Consider the following 19443-nt stretch of genomic DNA (forward strand, 5'->3'; position numbering starts at 1 on the left):
AAATTATGAACAAAAAACACACAAAAATATCTACCTGAAACTAGGGATTTTTCGAATGAATGATAAAAAATCGTCTGATGAATTTTACAAAATATATTATTAACTCGCTGTTTTATAAGTTGAAATTTGATTGCGTCCAGCGGATTTTGCTTGGTAAAGTGCCTGATCGGCCATGCGAATTACACTTTGTAAATCTCGGTTTTTTTGACCAAATTCGGCAACACCAATTGAAACGGTAAATTTAAGTTTTTGTAGTGTATCAAGTTCTAAATAATCATCGGCTATTGCCCGTCGTAGACGTTCGGCAATATCTTGAGCCTGACGCAAGTGTGTCTGCGGTAAAAGAATAATAAATTCTTCACCACCGAAGCGGGCAATGATGTCTTGGCTACGTAAAGTATGTCGGCACGTTTCGGCAATTTGTTGTAAAACATGATCACCAATATAGTGCCCAAACTGATCATTAATATTTTTAAATTTGTCGACATCAAAAATCAGTAATGAAAGGGGCTGTAACGATTTGGACTGATGATGAATATGATAATTGGCAAGTTGAATAAATTGACGTCGATTGTTTAAGCCAGTCAGCACATCGGTATGCGCCATAATATTGAGCGCTTCACGGTTCAACTGATCGAGTTTACTGTGTAAAAACACAATTCTGGATTTTTGTGTTGAATTCCAACTGATATACAAACTAAATAACAACACGGGCGAATAGATCAAGATAAACAGTTGCAGTTGATGGATATTGCCAGAAACGGCGAAATACACCCCAATCAGCAAGATTAGACTGATACACAGAGAAATGAGCACAGCAGCTTTAAAGCGGATTTGCACACATAAATTAGCTAACACAATAAAAACCAAAGATGCATATAAATAGATCGGCACATCGGGGCTGTTGGATAAATTGAGTAGGCTAAACCACAGCGCAGAAGCACCAACGATCGATAGGGGAAGCATCAAGTCAAAGAGTAAAATGCTTTTGCTATATGTATAAATGACCCATGTGATGACCATCATCAGTAAGGTATAGGCCGTTTTTAAGCCTATCGCGAGCAAGCCCACATCGGGCAACATAAACCAATCCGCTATGGCATAAGAGAGATAGGCCAATTGTGCAACGATGTTGACTTGGAAAAAGAATTTAAAAAGTTGACGACGATGGTAGTGGAAAAATTCTTGACGAAATTGAGCAGGAACGCGAACAACGGTTCCTTTCAAGGCTTTTTGGATCAGTGCACGTGATTCTTTCTTATACTCATTGATCATGCAAGATTACCGACGGGTGAGCATGGTTTATATGTAATTTTATGTAACTCAAATAATCTATATCATTTTTGTTTAAAATAAAACACGTTATTTCAAGTATTTGTGAATTATTTGGTATTGTTTGGTCAAAAATGAGTGTTAATTTGTGTTACTTAAATTTACATTTCACGTGATCTGAACAAGTAGTTTCGCATTGGGTGTTGTCTAAATAAGCATCAATAACTGTTATGCTGTATGTCATATTAGGCAACAAAAAAACGATTGTCCTATCTCTGTGATTCAGCGTATTAATGACAGCTGAAGAAGATTGAGTTAATGCAGATATAATGGAAAAAAATGCATAGGTCTAGCCGATAGTCCTTGCATCGGCTTAGCCAAATTTAGGGTAAGAATATGACCAATACCAATTACACAGAAATATCTCATTCCGACGATTGTGAAAAATACGTCAATCAGTTCATTCAAGAATTTCCACTGCGCCGTGCTGAAATTGGTCAAGGCACAGTGATAAAACGTGCTTTACCGAGTCGGCATAAACGGATGATTGGTGCATGGTGTTTCCTTGACCATGCCGGTCCAGTGCATTTTCCTCAAGGTGATGGCTTAGATGTTGGGCCGCATCCACATATTGGTTTGCAAACATTTACATGGATGATTGATGGCACCATGATGCATACCGACAGTTTGGGCACACATCAGTTAATCCAGCCCAAACAAGTCAATCTCATGACGGCGGGTTATGGTATTTCGCATACTGAGGTTGCTCCAGAATCTGAAACGCAAATGCATGCTGCGCAACTTTGGATTGCATTGCCAGATGACAAAATCAATATGGCGCCCCAATTTGACCATTACCCAGAATTGCCTGTGGTGACGCAAGACGGGATTGAATTGACGGTCTTGGTGGGTGAATTTTTACAGACTAAATCGCCGGTAAAAGTACATAGTGAATTATTGGGGGTCGATCTGAGTAGTTCGGAAAGTCAAAGTACCGTCCTGCCGCTCAATCCAAAATTTGAATATGGCTTTATGGCCCTCGAAGGGACTGCCAGTATCAATGGTCACGAGCTAAATGAAGACAATATGGTGGTACTTGAGCCGGGCTTAACTCAAGTCAAAATTGACCTACATGCAGGTGGCCGTGTTTTATTATTAGGAGGTGAACCTTTTGAATCACCGATTTTGCTGTGGTGGAATTTTGTGGGGCGCACACAAGAAGAATTGAATATTGCCCGTGAGCAGTGGATTAATCAGGACGAACGCTTTGGCTCTATTCCAGACTATGATGGTCCACGACTAGAAGCACCGGCTTTCCCTGATAAAATGCGTCCATCACGTTAACTTAAAAATAAAAATGAACAGCCGTACCTGTGGTGAAAATGGTGCGGCATAACCATGAGGGAGTCATTATGGGTATCGTCGCAACGGCAACAGTAAACACCTTACAAGCACCGTGGTCAGGTGAAATTCAGAGTGGAAAACATCAACTTATTACCGATAAGCCCGAATCATTTGGCGGTGGGGATTTAGGTTTAGCACCGTATGATTTACTGTGCGCCTCTTTAATTTCATGCACCATGATTACCTTGCGCATGTATGCAGCACATAAACAAATCCAATTGGGGGAGTTTAGTGTCGAGGCAGACTTTTGTGCGAACCGTGAAGGTGCTGAATGGGTTGAGCGACGCCTGCATTTTCAAACATCCTTGGATGCAGAATTAGAGCAAAAGATCTTGTCCATTTGTGAAAAAACTCCAGTGACAAAAACTTTATTGCGCAGTGTAGACATTAAAACCACTCTAGTTTAATTTAAATGCAGGTCGCTACTGTAATGTGCAAAATTTAGTTTTGATACAGATCCAAGCAGTGATCTGACACTTTTTATGATTTAAGTACTTCAAAATAATAATGGCTTGCCAGAAATAAGAAAATTTTAGACTTCATATAGGAGATGAACCCATGCGGGTGCTACATCATCTAGAAAAATCTCGTTCGTTTCGTATTTTATGGGCAATGCAGGAATTGGGACTGGATTATCAGGTTCAGTTTTATCCGCGACAGCCAAATTTGTCTGCTCCTCCTGAGCTTAAAGCCATCCATCCTTTGGGGAAGTCGCCCATATTGCAGGATGATGGATTGGTCTTGGTTGAATCCGCAGCGATCTTGGAGTATTTACAAGAGAAGTACGATCGGCATGATTTTTTTGCAGCCAAGGCGGAACATTCAAAACAACAATATCGCTTTTGGATGCATTATGCCGAAGGTTCTCTGATGCCGTTATTGGTGATGCAGTTGGTCATGAGCAATGTGCCACGCCATGTACCATGGGTGATCAAACCTGTAGCAAGCCGCATTTGTGATGGGGTCAAAAAAGGTTTTGTACGACCGCGCTTAAAAGAACATATCGAGTTTTTAGAAAACCATTTAGCGGAAAATGAATATTTTGCGGGACCGTTTAGCTTTGCGGATATTCAGATGACGTTTCCATTAGAAGCCGTCATGACCCGAACGCAAGGGCGATATCCACAAATTCAGGCTTTCTTACAACGGATGCAACAGCGTCCTGCATATCGCCGTGCCAAACAACAAGAACAACAGTTGGAAGCACAGCAAGACCGGCAGGATGATTCTGCTTAGCTCACATGATATAAGCGTTCTTTAGGGAAAACGACTTTAAACAGCGAACCACGGTTTTCTTTGGACTCAATTTCAAGGTGTGCCTGATGTTGCATCAAAACGTGTTTCACGATGGCTAGACCTAAACCTGTGCCTCCCGTTTGGCGGCTACGGGCGCTGTCCACACGATAAAAACGTTCCGTCAAACGGGGTAAGTGTTTCGGGTCAATCCCGATACCCGTATCTTCAACGGTAAAATAACCATGCGTACCATCATCATGCCACCCAATGGTCACAGTACCACCTTTCGGGGTGTATTTAATTGCATTGGTGATGAGGTTACTAAAGGCACTCGCCAATTCCATATCTGATCCGATCAGGTCACAGTGACTATCAATCTCGAGATTCAGTGTATGTCCATAATCCACATTGTAAGCATGTGCATCGTCATATAGTTGGTTCATTAGGCTGGGCATTTCAATGATTTGATTTTTAGCAACTTTTTTATCATTTTCCAGACGAGATAATAATAACAAGTCATTAACCAAAGCATTCATACGGCGGGTTTGAGACTGCATTTGATCGAATGCGCGTTTCCAGCGTGGATTTAAATCTTCCTGATCGGTAAAGGTTTCGATATAACCACTTAAAACTGTGAGCGGTGTGCGTAACTCATGTGAAATATTATCGACAAAGTCTTTACGCATTTGCTCAAGGTTATGCATGCGTGTGACGTCATAGGCCACCAGTAATCGACTTTCGCGACCAAAACGGGTTAATTTGACTTGCACATAATGGTCTTCAAGTACCGATGATTTCATTTTTAAACCATCGGGGGCTAAATCGATATTGGTAAAGTATTCGATAAAACTAGGCTGTCTTAAAATACTTAAAATATTGCGCCCTTGATCGAGCTGTTGAATCCCCAAAAGCTTTTCTGCGGCAGGGTTCCACCATTCGATTTGATGTAATTCATCAATCAATACCACAGCTTCAGCAAGCGCCACCAAGGAAGATTGAGCGCGGTCAATTAGGCCGACCATTTCAGCTTGTACGATGCGTTCTTGGCGCTGGGCACGGTATACATTAAAGAGCAAAGCCCCCCAAATACCGTCTAAATTCGGCGGGACATCATAGGGACGATTTGAAATCCATTCGTTGACCAAGTACAGCGAACGCATTTGCAATGCAAAGAACACTGCAAAGGCGATTAAGATGCAGATCCATAAGTACCCGATACCAAAGCCGATGAGTGCAGCAATGAGTAGGAAAAATGCCAGAAGTCTCAAATCCTGCTTGGCAAAAGTCCATAAACTGCTGTAACGGAATTTTTTATGTTCACTGGCAAGTTCAGGGACGGGATACGGTTCGTACATAGAAAATTAAAGACCTAAAATGACTAACCCATCACAGCGTCTGCACGGGTAGAGAAACGGTAACCTGTACCACGAACAGTTTGCACATAACGATCGGCTTGGAAAGGTTCAAGAACTTTACGCAAACGACGAATATGAACGTCAATGGTACGGTCCTCAATATACACGTTTCCACCCCAAACCTGATCTAATAATTGAGCACGGGTATAGGCACGTTCAGGATGAGTCATGAAAAAGGCCAATAGACGATATTCAGTCGGTCCCATATCTAAAATGGTGTTGCCAAAGCTGACACGTTGGCTGACTGGATCGAGGATTAAGCCATTGGCATCAATGGTTTTTTCACCACCCAAGGCATTTGAGCGACGTAGCACCGCTTTAATCCGTGACACCAGCTCACGGGTGGAAAAGGGTTTGGTCATGTAGTCATCTGCGCCTGCGTCTAGACCTTGGACTTTATGGTCTTCTTCACCGCGCGCAGTGAGCATGATGACTGGAATTTCTGACAAATTTTCATCGCGTTTTAAACGACGACATAGGTCTACACCACTCACGCCACCAGGCATCATCCAATCCAATAAAACCAGTGCAGGACGCTGATCCACAATCATTTGGTGCGCTTGTTTGGCATCTTCAGCTTGCTGACATTGAAAACCAGCCATATCCAGTGAAGTATGGATCATTTCCCGAATCGGGAGTTCGTCGTCGACGATTAAAATATAGTCATCTTTCACAGCGCAATACCCTATTTTATGTAAACGGTAGACCGTTTTATATTTATGACAGGCTTATTACAAAGATTAATTATGACAGTATCATTGCAAAAATGATCTTTCATTGGGGTTTAGAAAGAAATTGTGACAATTTAAATCCTGAAATATTCAACAACATGGGCTTTGCATCATGCTGTTGTCACAAAAAAATCATTCAAAAAAATTGTAAAGATCAGTGTTGACCTCAGAATTTATTTACTGGGTTTTTCAGAAAAAGCATCCAACAAGGCCAAAAAGACCACGCTACATGACGATAAAACTTCGTCAATCGGTTGTTTATAACCACTCATGACCCAGCGAATCGCAATTTGGGTGACATAACCATTGAGACCGGTTGCAACCATCGAAATTTCACGTTCTGAACGATCAATATTCGGCATCATCAGCATGACAAAGGCATGAATCATACGGTCAAAGCGCATCATGGTTTCATGAATCGTGGCTTGGTTATGTAGCTCTTGTACCAACATAGCATCGATGTAAATGATGCGCGCCATACGGGGATTATTTTTTAAAGTTAACAGTAGGGCGGTTAAACCCGCTTCAATCATTTTTTTAGAATCGGTGGATGCTTGCATGATGGCTTGCATCACGTTTTGTTGCAGTTCATCGATTAATTTTAAAAAGATGGTCTGGAACAGTTGCTCACTTTTCTTAAATGATTCATAAAAATAGCGTTCGGTCAGCTTGGCTTCCAAACAAATATCTTTTACGGTCACGGAAAAAAAGCCATGTGTACCATAGGCTTCTATACCGGCTTCAATCAGTTTTTCACGTCGCGCTTGCTTACGTTCACTGAGAGAAAGCCCTTTAAATTGACGTTCCTTCACATTTTTTGCCTGTTGTTGTTCTGTGTGATTTGTTGCATCTGTCATGAAAATATACGCTGAACTAAAGCAGAATTTTATCTTATTTTAGCAATAATTTCAGTTTAAACCTATGTTTAAGCATTGGCGATTTCAACAGCTTAGCACGTCCTAAGATGACATTGACAATATGTATTGTCAAAACTATATTAAGTCGACGAACTGCACACATTGGTAAATGAGATCACGCTGTGATAAAGCCAAGCGGCAGCATAAAGGAATAAGGAATCACAATGAAAAACTTCAAAAATAAAGTGGCTGCCATTACAGGTGCAGGTTCAGGTATTGGTCAGCAATTGGCAGTGCTTTTGGCGAAACAAGGCTGTCATCTGTCTTTAAGCGATGTGAATGAACAGGGTCTAGCGGCAACCGTTGAATTGGTGAAAGCCAGCAATGTACGTGTAACCACGCAAAAACTCGATGTGTCAGACCTTGCAGCAATGAAAGCATGGGCAGCACAGACCGTTAAAGATCATGGTTCCGTGAATATGATTTTTAACAATGCGGGTGTGGCTTTGGGCACGACCGTTGAAGGCGCAAGCTACGAAGAGCTGGAGTGGATTGTCAATATTAACTTCTGGGGTGTGGTTTATGGCACCAAAGAATTTTTACCGTATATCAAGCAAAGTGGTGAAGGTCATATCATCAATATTTCCAGCTTGTTTGGTCTAACTGCACAGCCAACACAGTCGGCATATAATGCCACTAAATTTGCAGTACGTGGCTTTACCGAATCTTTACGCCAAGAATTGGATATTGAAAACTGTGGCGTGAGTGCGCTATGTGTACATCCGGGCGGGATTCGTACCAATATTGCCAATGCCGCAAAAATGAATGACAGCTTGAAAAGTTTAGGCATGAACCCACAAAAATCGGCACAGTCGTTTAATAAATTCTTGCGTTGTCCACCTGAAGAAGCGGCTCGTCAAATCATTGCAGCAGTACAAAAAGATAAGCGCCGTTTATTGATTGGTAATGATGCAAAAGCGATTGATTTAATTCAACGTTTGCTACCGACGGGTTATCAAAAATTAACTGCCATGGCGACTAAATTTGGTCAATAAGCGGTAATTAAAATCAATTGAAAAGAGCCCACGTCAGTGGGTTTTTTTTTATGGCTAAAGGAAAACACAAGGTGTATTTTTTATTTCATAAAATGAGATATAAAAATGGAGATATCTGATGATTTGAAATAAGCAACTGTTGAATAACCAACAGTTTTTTGGCGTTAAAACCAACAGAATTTATCAGGTTTAAATAATAAAGCTTTAAAAAATAAATACTTAAAATGTTGGCACAGTTGTTGCCATATTAGAGTGAACAAAACTCACCACTGTATGGAACATTTATGAGTACTTTTACGCATCGATATCTTTCTGCTTTTCGTGTCCTGCAACAGGCATGTTGTTGTGCTATGACACTCGCGATGATGCGCGCTTAAATTCTAAAAGCTGTCTTCGAGTTTCGGTCGTGCATAAGTTGAATAAAACCTACGACCACTCAGATTAATTTTTAAAAACCCACGCAGTACATTCACTTCATGCACCTTGCATGGGGTTGGGGGATTTTGCGCTTTGGGAAAAATGTTAGTGAAACCAAATCATGAAAAAAACCACATTAACCGTTGCGGTCGGACTGATTTTATCCGCAACCAGTCCGCTGAGTTTTGCATCGGATGAAGCACTTCAGCAAGAACTGAGCAGCTTAAAACAACAAATTGAGAGTTTGCAAAAACGCTTAAATGCAGTGGAATCTGGGACGACCAAAAGTAAAGTCGTAGAAACGGCCGCGTTGACGACAGACGATACGAGCAACGCCGCTGATGTTGAAGGTGAAACGCAGGTTTCAGAAGTGACCGCAGCAACATCCGAAGATATCGACGGCTTACGTGCAGATATTGAAAACTATAAGTACGATCAGTCACGTCAATATGAACGTCAAACCACCAAATCGACTCGTGATACAACCCTGTATGGCACAGTTCAACTACGTGCCAGTGCGCTCGATGAAACGGGTGTGTTGGGTGCAACCAAATCAACATTTGATATTGGGACTGCGCTGATTGGTGTGCGTGGGAATTTATTCCGTGATTATAACGAAGGCAAAAACCTCGATTATCAATTGTCCTTTGGTTATGGCAAACGCAATGATGGCACCAATAACAGTAACTTTAACTTACTAGATGCCTTTGTTCGCTATAACGCTTTTGCCACCAATGCGGGCCCTGAAACTGCCAAACTCAACTTTACGCTCGGTCAGCAGTTATTGCCCTTTGGTCTAGATGTGCAGTCTCCTGAAGATTTGCGTCCGACCATTAATACCGCTGCAGCTTCGACCTTTCTAGGACTGTTTAACCGTCAAAATGGATTTATCGTCCGTGGAGATGCCAAACCTTTTGTCGACTTTGCATCGAACTACCGTGCGCCGCTATTTGAGTATGCCTTAGGGTTGACCAATGGGAACGCCAGTAATAAGGCAGATGACAACAATGGCAAAGATTATATCGGTCGTGTGGCTTTTACCTTGCCAGTGGACTACGCCAGCATTTTCCGTGAGTTGAAGTTTGGTGCCTCTTATATCAAAGGCGAATCGAAAATTTCAGCCGGCGGAATCACTGATAATGCTGCGAAACGTGATCGTTTGGGTTTCGATATTTATTATAACCACGCACCATTTGGTGTGACCTATGAATATCTGCAAGGCAAGACCGATTATGTCGACACCGTAGCCCAAGACATCAAAGAAGCCAAAGCGGAAGGACATACTTTTACCGCTTTCTACACCTTGGGTGATCAGTTCTACAACAGTATTAAATCCAACGCCAAATTTGATGATTTCTGGCCGAAGTCAGTCCAAGGTTATTACCGTTTTGACCGCTATAACCCGAATAAAAACAACGCAAGCTATCTCGATACCGCGAGCGGTCGTATTGGTGAATATGACATTCACTCTTTGGGTTTAAACCTATTTTTTGCGCAAACCACAAAATTCCAATTACAGCTGAATCACTATCTGTTTGATGTCGAAACGGCAAATCAAAAAGACACCAATGAGCTGCAAGCTCAGGTTCAGTACACCTTTTAATTCAAATATTTAAACCATTAAGGAACATTTAAAATGAAAATTATCTCTAAAAAAATCGCAGCCACATTCTTAGCACTTTCAGCACTTGGTTTAAGCGTTCAATTGCATGCTGCCAATCCCAAAGAAATTCGCATTTCAGTATCAGCTGCGGGTGAGGGGGGTAAACCCAAAGTGGGCGGTAGTTTTGTAGCTACAGCACATTTACGAGGTGTGCTCGAACAAGAATTTAAAAAAGATGGCATTAAGGTGAATTGGCTGTTTTTCCCAGGAGCAGGCCCTGCAACCAACGAAGCTTTAGCCAATGGCAAAGTGGACTTTGCATTGCATGGCGATTTGCCCTCATTGGTTGGACGTTCAACGGGATTAAAAACCAAAGTGTTGTTCTCGACAGGGCGTTTTGGTCCTACCTATGTGGTGGTGCCTGCCGGATCAAATGCTAAATCCTTTGCAGATCTAAAAGGCAAAAAATTCTCCGTCTTTAAAGGCACCAATGGTCAGATCGTCTTTAACCGTGTATTAGCAAAATACAATTTAACTGAGCGCGATTTACGAGTGATTTCGCAAGATGCCTATTCGGCGCGTACTGCGTTAGCGACAGGTGATATTGATGCCACGATTACTTCACCGTTTAGTTTGCAAGCGCGTGGTGTGGCGAAAACATTACTAGAAATTAAAGATCCCAAAGTTGCACCGATTGCGCACTTTTGGGTGACAGAAAGTTTTGAAAAACAATATCCAGAGGTGGTGCAACGTGTCGTGACGACACTGATTAAACAAGCGCAGTGGAGTTCTCAAGAAGCTAATCGTAGTGCGCAATATAAACTTTGGGCACAAAGTGGCATTCCGTTGGTGGATTATCAAAAAACGTGGGATGGCTGGAATTTAAAAGACCGTACTACACCGCTATTAGACGAGTTCCACCGTTCACAAATTGACAGTGCTTTAAAAATTGCCAAAGACGCTCGTTTAATCCGTCGTGATGTGGATACCAAAACATGGTATGAGCCGAAGTATCTGAATAATGCCTTGAAAGAGCTGAAGTTAGAGGGTTACTGGCGCCAATTTAATGCTCAAGGTCAACCGAAGTAAGTCGCAGCCATGAGTCGTCCGATTGAAAGCAATGTGATTGCCAGTCCATTAACCACCAAATTTATGAGCAGTTTTGTGCTGCTTACGATTTTGGCTGGACTGGGTGTGGGTGTAGCACGGGTATTAATTTCCTTGTATGCCGTGCATTTAGAAGCCACCGAATTGCAATTGGGGCTAATTTCTGCAGCGCAAAATTTTGGCATTTTGATCATGGCATTGCCGATTGGCGTGTTGGTACAGCGCTTTGGGTCTTTGAAAATATTCTGCATCGGCAGTGTGTTGGGCGCTGTGGTCTATAGCTTAACGCCACTCAAAGCTGGTGCATGGTATCTCTTTGCAGTCACAGCCTTAGTAAGTTTTGTCTTACCCATGCGCTTTGTTTCGATCAATACCGTTTTTTTGAGCAACTTAAAACGTTTAGGTCCAGTCCGTGCGGGTTGGTTTCGCGGTTCGCACATGATGGGATATTTCCTGATTGCGCCTGCATTGAGCGTGTTGTTGGTCGAGCATTTCGGCTATGGCGGAAGTTTTTATGTGGTGTCTTTGCTTTTTTTAGGCACCTTGCTGTTGGCTCCGTGGTGCTTTCAACGTAGTACTCCGCAAGCGACGAATCGCCCGCATTTTCAATGGCGAGATATTGTGGCGCCTTTGGCACTCATCAAAACCCATGCCTCGCTGCGGATTGTCTGCATATTGGAATTTTTGAGCAGCGTGGCAAATAACTACTTTGGCTTTTTCATTGTCGTGATCGCTATCCAAAGTTTTGCACTTTCAGAGCCAATGGCGGTGATGCTGCTGACCGTACAAGGCATTGTGTTTGTGGGATCGCTATTTAGCATGGGAGGTTTGGCTGAGCTGATGGGTTATCAAAAGTTTTATTTGATTGGCCTAAGCCTGATGGCAATGGCATTACTGATTTTAGCCTTAACCAAAATCACGCTGTTGATGTGGCCTGCTTCGGTCATGTTTGGACTTGGACTCGGTATGTTGCATATCGCCAATTTTATGTCTTTCGCCCGAGTCGGTGAGCAAACTGCGATGGCTAAGATTTCTCCAATTTTAGCCCTCGTCGGACCTTCGGGTGGGCTGTTGGGTGGCTTGATAGGCGCCGTATTTGGCGCACAGGTTGGACTACAAAATTTATTTTTACCAATCGGGCTGGTGTTTATTGGTCTGATTATTTTGATCAGCAAAGATCATGAATTTATTCAATTTTTAAAACCTGATGTCTCAGAACAGAGCGTAAAAGGACAAGAATTATGAGCCTTACGGATGTATCTGCACATTCGGTTCCCTTGCAAAGTGACCGAAGTGCGTTGGATTTTTTTAAGACCTATTTAAAACTAACTTTGCAAGTGGCGTGTGGACTCCTGATGCCAGTTTTATTGTTCGGTTTGTGGTATGTGGCAACACTCAAACATTGGTTGCCAGAGCAAATTTTACCTGCACCGAATTTGGTGTGGCAAAGCATAGTTGAATTATGGCAAAGCGGTGAATTGAGTTTTCATTTTGCCATCAGTGCCAAACGTATTTTATGGAGTGTCTTGCTTGGTGCCAGTGTCGGGATTTTGCTTGGTACTGTGTTGGGATTGGCCAAACGTAGTCGGGACTTTATTTTTCCGACGGTGAATCTTGTTGCGCAATTTCCCATAGTTGGCTGGATTCCATTATTGATGATTTTCTTAGGCATCGATGAGGCTTTGAAGATTGCCGCTATTTCATTGGCTGTGTTACCACCGCTGTTGATTGCAACCTATAAGGGCATTACTCATGTGCCGAATAGTTTGATGGAAGTGGCAGAGGTTTACCAATACAGCAATTGGCAGAAACTCAAAGAAGTGATTTTCCCAGCTGCACTACCCAGTGTGATCAGTGGTTTACGTCAAGGCATTATGCAGGCGTGGTTGGCATTGGTTTTTGTCGAGTTATTAGCAAGTAGTGAAGGAATTGGTTATCTCATGGTGTGGGGACGTCAGCTAATGCAGATGGACTTAATCTTCATGGCGATCATCCTGATTGGTATTACGGGCTATGTCTTAGATACCTTGCTGGCTTGGTTAGAAAAAACTGCACGCTTTCACGCAACCCGAGTAGGAGGCAACTCATGAGCATTCTTTCATTACACGGGGCAGCGCACCAAGTCTTAGTTAAAGCAGCAAAAGCACTCGTTCTACCTGTGGCATTTATCGCACTGTGGGCAGTGGCCTCACAGCAAAATTGGGTCGATCCGAAGTTGATTCCTAGTCCATGGCTCGTGCTGCAAAAAGCTGTGACCGTGCTCCAACAACCGAGCTTTTTGACAGGCTTTGCCGAAAGTTTGGCACGTAATTTTATTGGCTATGGCATAGGTGCGATAGCGGGTGTGTTATTTGGGATCTTGATCGCGAGTTCACGCCTTTCGAATTGGTTATTTGCACCGAGCTTTCATGTATTGCGTCAAATTTCGCTGTTTGCATGGTTGCCACTAATTTCGACTTTTTTAGGTGAGGGACATGGCGCCAAAGTGCTGTTTATTACTTTGTCGGTGTTTTACCCCGTGGCGCTACATACCTTTGAAGGCGTGAGCAGTATTTCGCATAAATATCGTGAAGTGGCCGAAGTCTACCAATTTCCCAAGACATACGCGTTTCGTAAATTGATTTTGCCTGGCGCTTCGGCACAGATCTTTGTTGGTTTACAACTTGGGCTGATTTTCGCATGGCTTGCCACCATTGGCTCTGAATTTTTATTGGCGAACTATGGCAATGGTCTGGGCAATATCGTGATTCAAGGGCGTCAGGCTTTTGATGTCGAACTGATTATTTTTGGCATGTTGCTGATAGGAATTGTGGGCGTGTTGCTCAATACGCTACTGACTTGGGTTGAGCGTAAAGTTTTAGTTTGGCAGCAGGTTGGATAGGAGAACATAACAATGAAAAAAATGACAATCCATAACATTCCTCAACTTTGGCGCAATATGTTCCTTGCAGCATTGGTCGGTGGCACAGTCTTGGTTGGTTGCAGCACGCAGCGAGTGGATGAACCTCAGCAAGTGGCTTTAAAAGAACTACGCTATCAAAGTTATCCGGGACTGGTGTCTTTGCCTGAGTTGGCACAAGACTTGGGCTATTTAGGCGACATTAAACTCAGTTATGTCGGCACAGTACAAGGTGGGCCACAAGATTTACTCACCTTGGTGGCAGGAGATGTTGATTTCGCTGGAGCCTTTAATGGCGCTGTGGTGAAAGTTATTGCCGCGGGTCTAGATGTCGTTCCCGTAGTGGCTTCTTATGGCAGTGATGCTGAACAAAACGTGGGTTTCTACGTGCTAGAAAATAGTCCTATACGTGGCCCACGAGACTTTATTGGCAAGAAAGTCGCAGTGAATGCCTATGGGGCACATTATGACTTTGTGGTGAAAGATTATTTGGCTCGCCATGGATTAACCGATGATGAAATCCGTCAGGTCGAACTGATTATGTTGCCACCCGTGAGCTCAGAACAAGCTCTACGGAATGGGCAAATTGATATTGCAGTGTTCTCTGGCATTTTGGAAAAACGTGCCTTAAAGCATGGTGGTGTACGCAGCATCTTTAAAGATATTGATTTATACGGGCCCTTTACCGCAGGCAGTTTTTCGATGCGCGGAGATTTTATTCAAGCGCATCCTGAGTTGGCTCGTACTTTTGTCAGTGGCGTGGCCAAAGCTCAAGAATGGCTACACAACACGCCAAAAGAGCAAATCATTGCCCGTATGGAAAGTATTATCGAAAAACGTCAACGCAATGAAAATACAGCACTTATTCCATATTACACAGGCACAGGTGTCCACGAAGTCGGTGGCGTGCAAAAAGATCAAGACTTTGCCCCATGGGTGAGTGCCTTAGAAAAAGAACACAAATTAAAACCAAATCAAATTGAGGTCAGTCGCATCTATAGCAATGAATTTAATCCCTATGCGCAAGACCAAAAATCAAAAGGAATATAACAATGACCAGTGCATTACATTTAGATCACGTGCGTAAGGTATTTCCTGCACAAAACCATGTCGGCAGTAAAAACTATAAGCCTGAATTTGTTGCTGTAGAAAATGTCACTTTGGATATTCAGCCGGGTGAATTTGTTTCAATCGTGGGGCCAAGTGGCTGCGGAAAATCTACATTATTAGACTTAATTGCGGGTTTAACCAAACCGTCGGCAGGGCAGATTTTACTGAGTGGCAAGCAGATTACTCAACCGGGTTTAGACCGTGGCATTGTGTTCCAGCAATATGCGCTCTATCCATGGTTAACCGCACTGGAAAATATCGAATTTGGTCTAGAAGCCAAAGGCGTAGCAAAGAAAGAACGCCGCGAAAAAGCCGAATACTATTTGCAGCTTGTGGGTCTCAGTGGCTTTGAAAAGCATTATCCGAATGAGCTTTCCGGCGGGATGAAACAGCGGGTTGCGATTGCCCGAAGTTTGGCTTATGAACCAGAAATTTTATTAATGGATGAGCCCTTTGCTGCCCTAGATGCGCAAACCCGAGAAACCTTACAAGCCGAGCTGATCAATATCTGGAAAAGCTCGAAAAAAACCATTGTTTTTATTACTCACAGTATTGATGAAGCAATTTATCTGAGTCAGCGCGTGGCGATTATGACCTCAAGACCGGGGCGAATTAAGGAAGTGATTGAAATTCCGCAAAGCCTGCGCAGTTCTAGTGAAGATGTCCGTTCATTGCCTGAATATGGCCGAATTCGCCACAAAATTTGGTCATTGCTCAGTGAAGAAGTGATAAAAGCGCAAGCCTTCGAAAAACATAAACAGCTTGCACATAACTAAAATATTCAGAGGATTTATTTATGTCATCGACTAAACAAGCCATCAGTTATACGCAAACCTATAACGACATTAAACCCCGACTACAGTTCACATGGTTAAACACGGTCTTTAAACGCACCATTGCCATTGTGGCTTTTTTCTTGCTGTGGGAGATTCTGCCGCGGAGTGGTGTGGTCAATCCAGCCTTTTTACCGCCGCTATCTGTGGTGTTAGAAACCACATGGCAGCTATATCAAAGCGGGCAATTAGGCATCCATTTCTTGGCCAGTATTCAGCGTTCCATTATTGGTTTCATTTTGGCCCTAGCGATCGCCATTCCATTGGGTCTCATCATTGGTTGGTACAAGCTCGTGGCTGAAACCTTAAATCCATTGTTAGAATTGTTTCGGAATACCACAGCACTGGCGTTAATGCCGCTGTTCATCTTATTTTTAGGCATTGGTGAAACCTCAAAAATCAGTCTGTTGGTGTATGCATGCACATGGCCGATTTTATTGAACACCATTACAGGCGTACAAACGGTCGATCCTTTACTGATTAAATCGGCACGAACCATGGGCCTAAAACCCTATCAATTGTTCAGAAAAGTGATTCTACCTGCATCCGTACCCACGATTTTTGTCGGTATCCGTCTGGCAGGGGCGATTTCGATTTTGGCCTTAGTGGCAGTAGAAATGTTTGGTGCCAAAGCAGGTCTGGGATATCTGATTATTTATTCGCAATTTAGCTTTGAAATTCCACAAATGTTTGTAGGCATATTAGTCATTACCCTCGTGGGTTTATCCTTCAACTACTTCTTGATTGGACTAGAAAAATACTTTACAGCATGGAAACGTAACCCTGTGGAATAATCTAAATGAAATAGGAAATAAATAAAAACCTCGCTTTATACCGAGGTTTTTTTATTGCTGATTTTTATATTTAAAATAATGCAATGAATAAAGAATAATGTAGATGAATATTTAATTGGAATTTTTGTCTGAATTATTATTTTAATGTGGAGATAATAAAAAATATGACTTATTTATAATAAGCCATATTTAATTAGGCGAGTGCGAATGACGTTGCGTGTCACTCCAAGCAAACGAGCCGTATGCACTTGATTGTATTGACAGTGTTGATACGCACTTCGGATAAATTTTTCTTCAATCAGCTCATTAATATTGTCTTGCTTGAGTTGATTTGCGGCTTGAAAAATTTGTAAAAAGGTCTGCTCAAGTAACTGTCCAGCATCTTGAATATCCTTGATATTGGCTACAGCCGAGGTGGCATTTTGTAAGTTAAACGGTTCTGCACGTGAAAACGACGATGTACTTTGAATACTCGAAAAACTAATATCTTCCGGTTCAATTACGCCTTTTTCACTGACTAAAATCGCATGTTGAATGGTATTTTCTAATTCGCGAATATTGCCCGGCCAGCTATGTAAACTGAGTTTTTTGAGAGCCAGTTGGCTGAGGCGTAATGGTGTGTCATGTGGATTGGTTTGATAGACCTGAATGAAGTGTTTAACCAAAGGCAAAATGTCACCACGACGCTCTGCGAGACGTGGAATACGTAGCAACGCCACATGTAAGCGGTAGAATAAATCTTCCCTGAAACGCCCGTCCTGTACGGCATGCTCCAAATCGACATTGGTTGCGGCAATGATCCGAACATTAATCGGAATGGATTTGAGGGAGCCGACTCGAACGATCTCTCTTTCTTGTAAAACACGGAGTAATTTGACTTGCATTTGTAAGGACAGATCACCAATTTCATCTAAAAATAAGGTGCCATTATGGGCTGCTTCAAACCAACCGACACGGCTATTAATTGCCCCTGTAAATGCTCCTTTTTCATGTCCAAATAATTCGCTTTCGACCAATGATTCGGTAAAGGCACCACAGTTGACCGCGATAAAAGGACCTTTGGCACGATGGCTCAATTGATGAATTTGGCGTGCAACCAACTCTTTACCTGTGCCCGTATCACCAATGATGAGTGCATTGGCCTCACTTGGCGCAATTTGTTCAATTCGAGACAACAACGCTTGCGATAACGGGTCTGCAAAGACCGTCGCTGTTGCCCGTTTATGTTTCAGTGCAGAGGGCACTGCAGGGTGGGTCAAAATAGACATATCGTTTCTTATAGTTGTTGAAAATGCAGATCATGATGAAAGATTTAAAAATAAAAGATAAATAATAATTCGATATTTAAATATCAGTTTCACCGATAAATTCATGCGTGGATTATTTATCTGATTTTAAGATAAATAAAATCGGGATAACTAAAGGATAAATCAAGATATAGCAAGTGATTGAACTGTTTTATAGTAAAGCTCTCTAAATAACAAAAGGCATAATTAAAATGGCGATTACTTCAGTAAATGTGCGAAACCAATTCAAAGGCGTGATTAATGAAATCGTAGAGGGTCCTGTGGTTTCAGAAATTGATGTGGAAACCAAAGCAGGCTTTTTTACGTCCGTGATCACGACGCGTTCGGTGAAGGATTTAGATTTAAAAGTAGGTTCAGAGGTGGTGGTGTTAATTAAATCGACGGAAGTGTCACTGGCTAAACTCTAAGGTTTAGTCCAGCAAAGTTTGTCAGCACAAATAGAGAATAATGATATGAGCGTAGAACAAGCTGGTTCGGTTTCTATTCAGCAGCTAACGAAACATTATCCCACACAAAAGCAAGAAGACTTAACCGTACTTGAGGACATTAACCTGAATATTCAGCCGGGTGAGTTCATCAGTATTGTGGGAAGTAGTGGCTGCGGAAAATCCACACTATTACGGTTATTGGTTGGTCTAGAGCGTCAGTTTCAGGGCCAAATTTTGGTTGATGGTCAGCCTATACAGGGCACGAGTTTGGAACGCGGCATCGTGTTTCAAGATCATCGCCTGTTTCCATGGTTGACGGTACGGGAAAATGTACGGATTGCATTACATAAAAGTCAGTTTAGCCGTGCAGAAGAAGATGTATTGATTGATGAACATTTAGAGTTGGTCAAATTAACCCAATTTAAAGATGCTTATCCTTCGCAGTTGTCTGGTGGGATGAATCAACGTGTGGCGATTGCCCGGAGTTTGGTGAATCGGCCTCAGATTTTATTACTCGATGAACCCTTTGGTGCACTTGATGCATTGACACGTCAAAATTTACAGGATGAATTGCAGCGAATCTGGCAAAGTGAAAAAATCACCATGATTATTGTCACCCATGATGTCGAAGAAGCGGTATTTTTAGGTGATCGGGTAGTGGTCATGCAGCCACATCCAGGACGAATTAAACGTATTGTAGATATTCATTTAGCCCATCCGCGTAAACGCGAAGATGTCCGTCTGACCAATATTAAAAATGACATTTTGACTGACTTTAGTGATCCAGTAAAAGATCAGTTGCTTGAACCTTTATCTCACCGATTTGCCGATTATAAATTTGCATGGTAAGTCTGAATTGACCATCACCTAAACTTTTAAAAGCCCTGAATTCAGGGCTTTTTTAGGCTTATCAAATATAGGTCAGTATGATCATCGCTTAAGTTGGATTAATATCAGTCCATAAAAATGCCCCAG

The 19443-nt window shown here is 42.3% G+C and carries 19 protein-coding genes; 14 read left to right on the plus strand and 5 right to left on the minus strand.

Annotation, left to right across the window (positions count from 1 at the left end):
- Positions 1-99: 99 nt before the first annotated feature.
- Positions 100-1275: a diguanylate cyclase gene (locus FTU64_RS09505; protein WP_180059664.1), complete on the minus strand. Its 1176-nt coding sequence runs from the start codon at positions 1273-1275 to the stop codon at positions 100-102.
- A 393-nt stretch (positions 1276-1668) separates the two neighbouring features.
- On the opposite strand from FTU64_RS09505, the gene FTU64_RS09510 reads away from it, so the two are divergent.
- The 3 genes from FTU64_RS09510 to FTU64_RS09520 all read left to right on the plus strand — a co-directional run bounded on the left by FTU64_RS09510 (position 1669) and on the right by FTU64_RS09520 (position 3912).
- Positions 1669-2616, plus strand: coding sequence for a pirin family protein (locus FTU64_RS09510; protein WP_180059665.1), 948 nt, complete (start codon positions 1669-1671; stop codon positions 2614-2616).
- A gap of 68 nt (positions 2617-2684) precedes the next feature.
- Positions 2685-3083, plus strand: a complete 399-nt coding sequence (locus FTU64_RS09515; RefSeq protein ID WP_180059666.1) for an OsmC family protein — start codon at positions 2685-2687, stop codon at positions 3081-3083.
- A gap of 151 nt (positions 3084-3234) precedes the next feature.
- Entirely contained in the window at positions 3235-3912 is a 678-nt protein-coding gene (locus tag FTU64_RS09520; RefSeq protein WP_180059667.1) for a glutathione S-transferase family protein, read from the plus strand.
- Here FTU64_RS09520 and phoR read toward each other — a convergent pair.
- The 3 genes from phoR to FTU64_RS09535 form a co-directional block, all read right to left on the minus strand.
- A complete protein-coding gene (phoR, locus tag FTU64_RS09525) occupies positions 3909-5267 on the minus strand; it encodes a phosphate regulon sensor histidine kinase PhoR (protein ID WP_078191505.1) in 1359 nt (452 codons plus the stop codon). The genes FTU64_RS09520 and phoR overlap by 4 nt on opposite strands.
- A gap of 23 nt (positions 5268-5290) precedes the next feature.
- Positions 5291-6001, minus strand: coding sequence for a phosphate regulon transcriptional regulator PhoB (phoB, locus tag FTU64_RS09530; RefSeq protein WP_078191504.1), 711 nt, complete (start codon positions 5999-6001; stop codon positions 5291-5293).
- A 230-nt stretch (positions 6002-6231) separates the two neighbouring features.
- The gene (locus tag FTU64_RS09535; protein WP_078191503.1) at positions 6232-6915 is read right to left on the minus strand and encodes a TetR/AcrR family transcriptional regulator; all 684 of its coding nucleotides are present in this window, start codon (positions 6913-6915) and stop codon (positions 6232-6234) included.
- Between the two features lie 224 nt (positions 6916-7139).
- Between FTU64_RS09535 and FTU64_RS09540 the strand changes: the two genes are divergently transcribed.
- From FTU64_RS09540 to FTU64_RS09580, 9 genes are all read left to right on the plus strand, one after another.
- Positions 7140-7970, plus strand: coding sequence for an SDR family oxidoreductase (locus FTU64_RS09540; RefSeq protein ID WP_180010800.1), 831 nt, complete (start codon positions 7140-7142; stop codon positions 7968-7970).
- A 538-nt stretch (positions 7971-8508) separates the two neighbouring features.
- Positions 8509-9990, plus strand: coding sequence for a carbohydrate porin (locus FTU64_RS09545; protein WP_180055686.1), 1482 nt, complete (start codon positions 8509-8511; stop codon positions 9988-9990).
- 33 nt (positions 9991-10023) lie between these two features.
- Complete coding sequence (locus FTU64_RS09550; protein WP_180022184.1) at positions 10024-11079, plus strand: ABC transporter substrate-binding protein; 1056 nt, start codon at positions 10024-10026, stop codon at positions 11077-11079.
- A 9-nt stretch (positions 11080-11088) separates the two neighbouring features.
- Positions 11089-12342, plus strand: coding sequence for an MFS transporter (locus tag FTU64_RS09555; protein ID WP_180059668.1), 1254 nt, complete (start codon positions 11089-11091; stop codon positions 12340-12342).
- Positions 12339-13187 (plus strand): ABC transporter permease, encoded by an 849-nt coding sequence (locus FTU64_RS09560; RefSeq protein WP_180055685.1) that lies wholly within the window; start codon positions 12339-12341, stop codon positions 13185-13187. The genes FTU64_RS09555 and FTU64_RS09560 overlap by 4 nt, the downstream gene beginning before the upstream one ends.
- A complete protein-coding gene (locus FTU64_RS09565) occupies positions 13184-13978 on the plus strand; it encodes an ABC transporter permease (protein ID WP_180059669.1) in 795 nt (264 codons plus the stop codon). The genes FTU64_RS09560 and FTU64_RS09565 overlap by 4 nt, the downstream gene beginning before the upstream one ends.
- Before the next feature lie 12 nt (positions 13979-13990).
- Positions 13991-15046 carry an ABC transporter substrate-binding protein gene (locus tag FTU64_RS09570; protein WP_257222232.1) on the plus strand — a complete coding sequence of 352 codons (1056 nt, stop codon included), beginning with the start codon at positions 13991-13993 and terminating at the stop codon, positions 15044-15046.
- A gap of 2 nt (positions 15047-15048) precedes the next feature.
- Positions 15049-15882: an ABC transporter ATP-binding protein gene (locus FTU64_RS09575; RefSeq protein WP_180059670.1), complete on the plus strand. Its 834-nt coding sequence runs from the start codon at positions 15049-15051 to the stop codon at positions 15880-15882.
- A 20-nt stretch (positions 15883-15902) separates the two neighbouring features.
- Positions 15903-16733, plus strand: a complete 831-nt coding sequence (locus FTU64_RS09580; protein WP_078191495.1) for an ABC transporter permease — start codon at positions 15903-15905, stop codon at positions 16731-16733.
- A gap of 173 nt (positions 16734-16906) precedes the next feature.
- Here the strand turns inward: FTU64_RS09580 and FTU64_RS09585 are convergent, their stop codons facing one another.
- The gene (locus tag FTU64_RS09585) at positions 16907-18001 is read right to left on the minus strand and encodes a sigma-54-dependent Fis family transcriptional regulator (protein ID WP_168378817.1); all 1095 of its coding nucleotides are present in this window, start codon (positions 17999-18001) and stop codon (positions 16907-16909) included.
- Positions 18002-18231: 230 nt separating this feature from the next.
- Between FTU64_RS09585 and FTU64_RS09590 the strand changes: the two genes are divergently transcribed.
- Complete coding sequence (locus FTU64_RS09590) at positions 18232-18447, plus strand: molybdopterin-binding protein (protein WP_067765474.1); 216 nt, start codon at positions 18232-18234, stop codon at positions 18445-18447.
- Between the two features lie 45 nt (positions 18448-18492).
- Positions 18493-19317 carry an ABC transporter ATP-binding protein gene (locus tag FTU64_RS09595; protein ID WP_078191493.1) on the plus strand — a complete coding sequence of 275 codons (825 nt, stop codon included), beginning with the start codon at positions 18493-18495 and terminating at the stop codon, positions 19315-19317.
- Positions 19318-19443: the final 126 nt, after the last annotated feature.

The sequence above is a fragment of the Acinetobacter sp. YH12128 genome (assembly GCF_013418655.1).
GTDB lineage: Bacteria > Pseudomonadota > Gammaproteobacteria > Pseudomonadales > Moraxellaceae > Acinetobacter > Acinetobacter amyesii.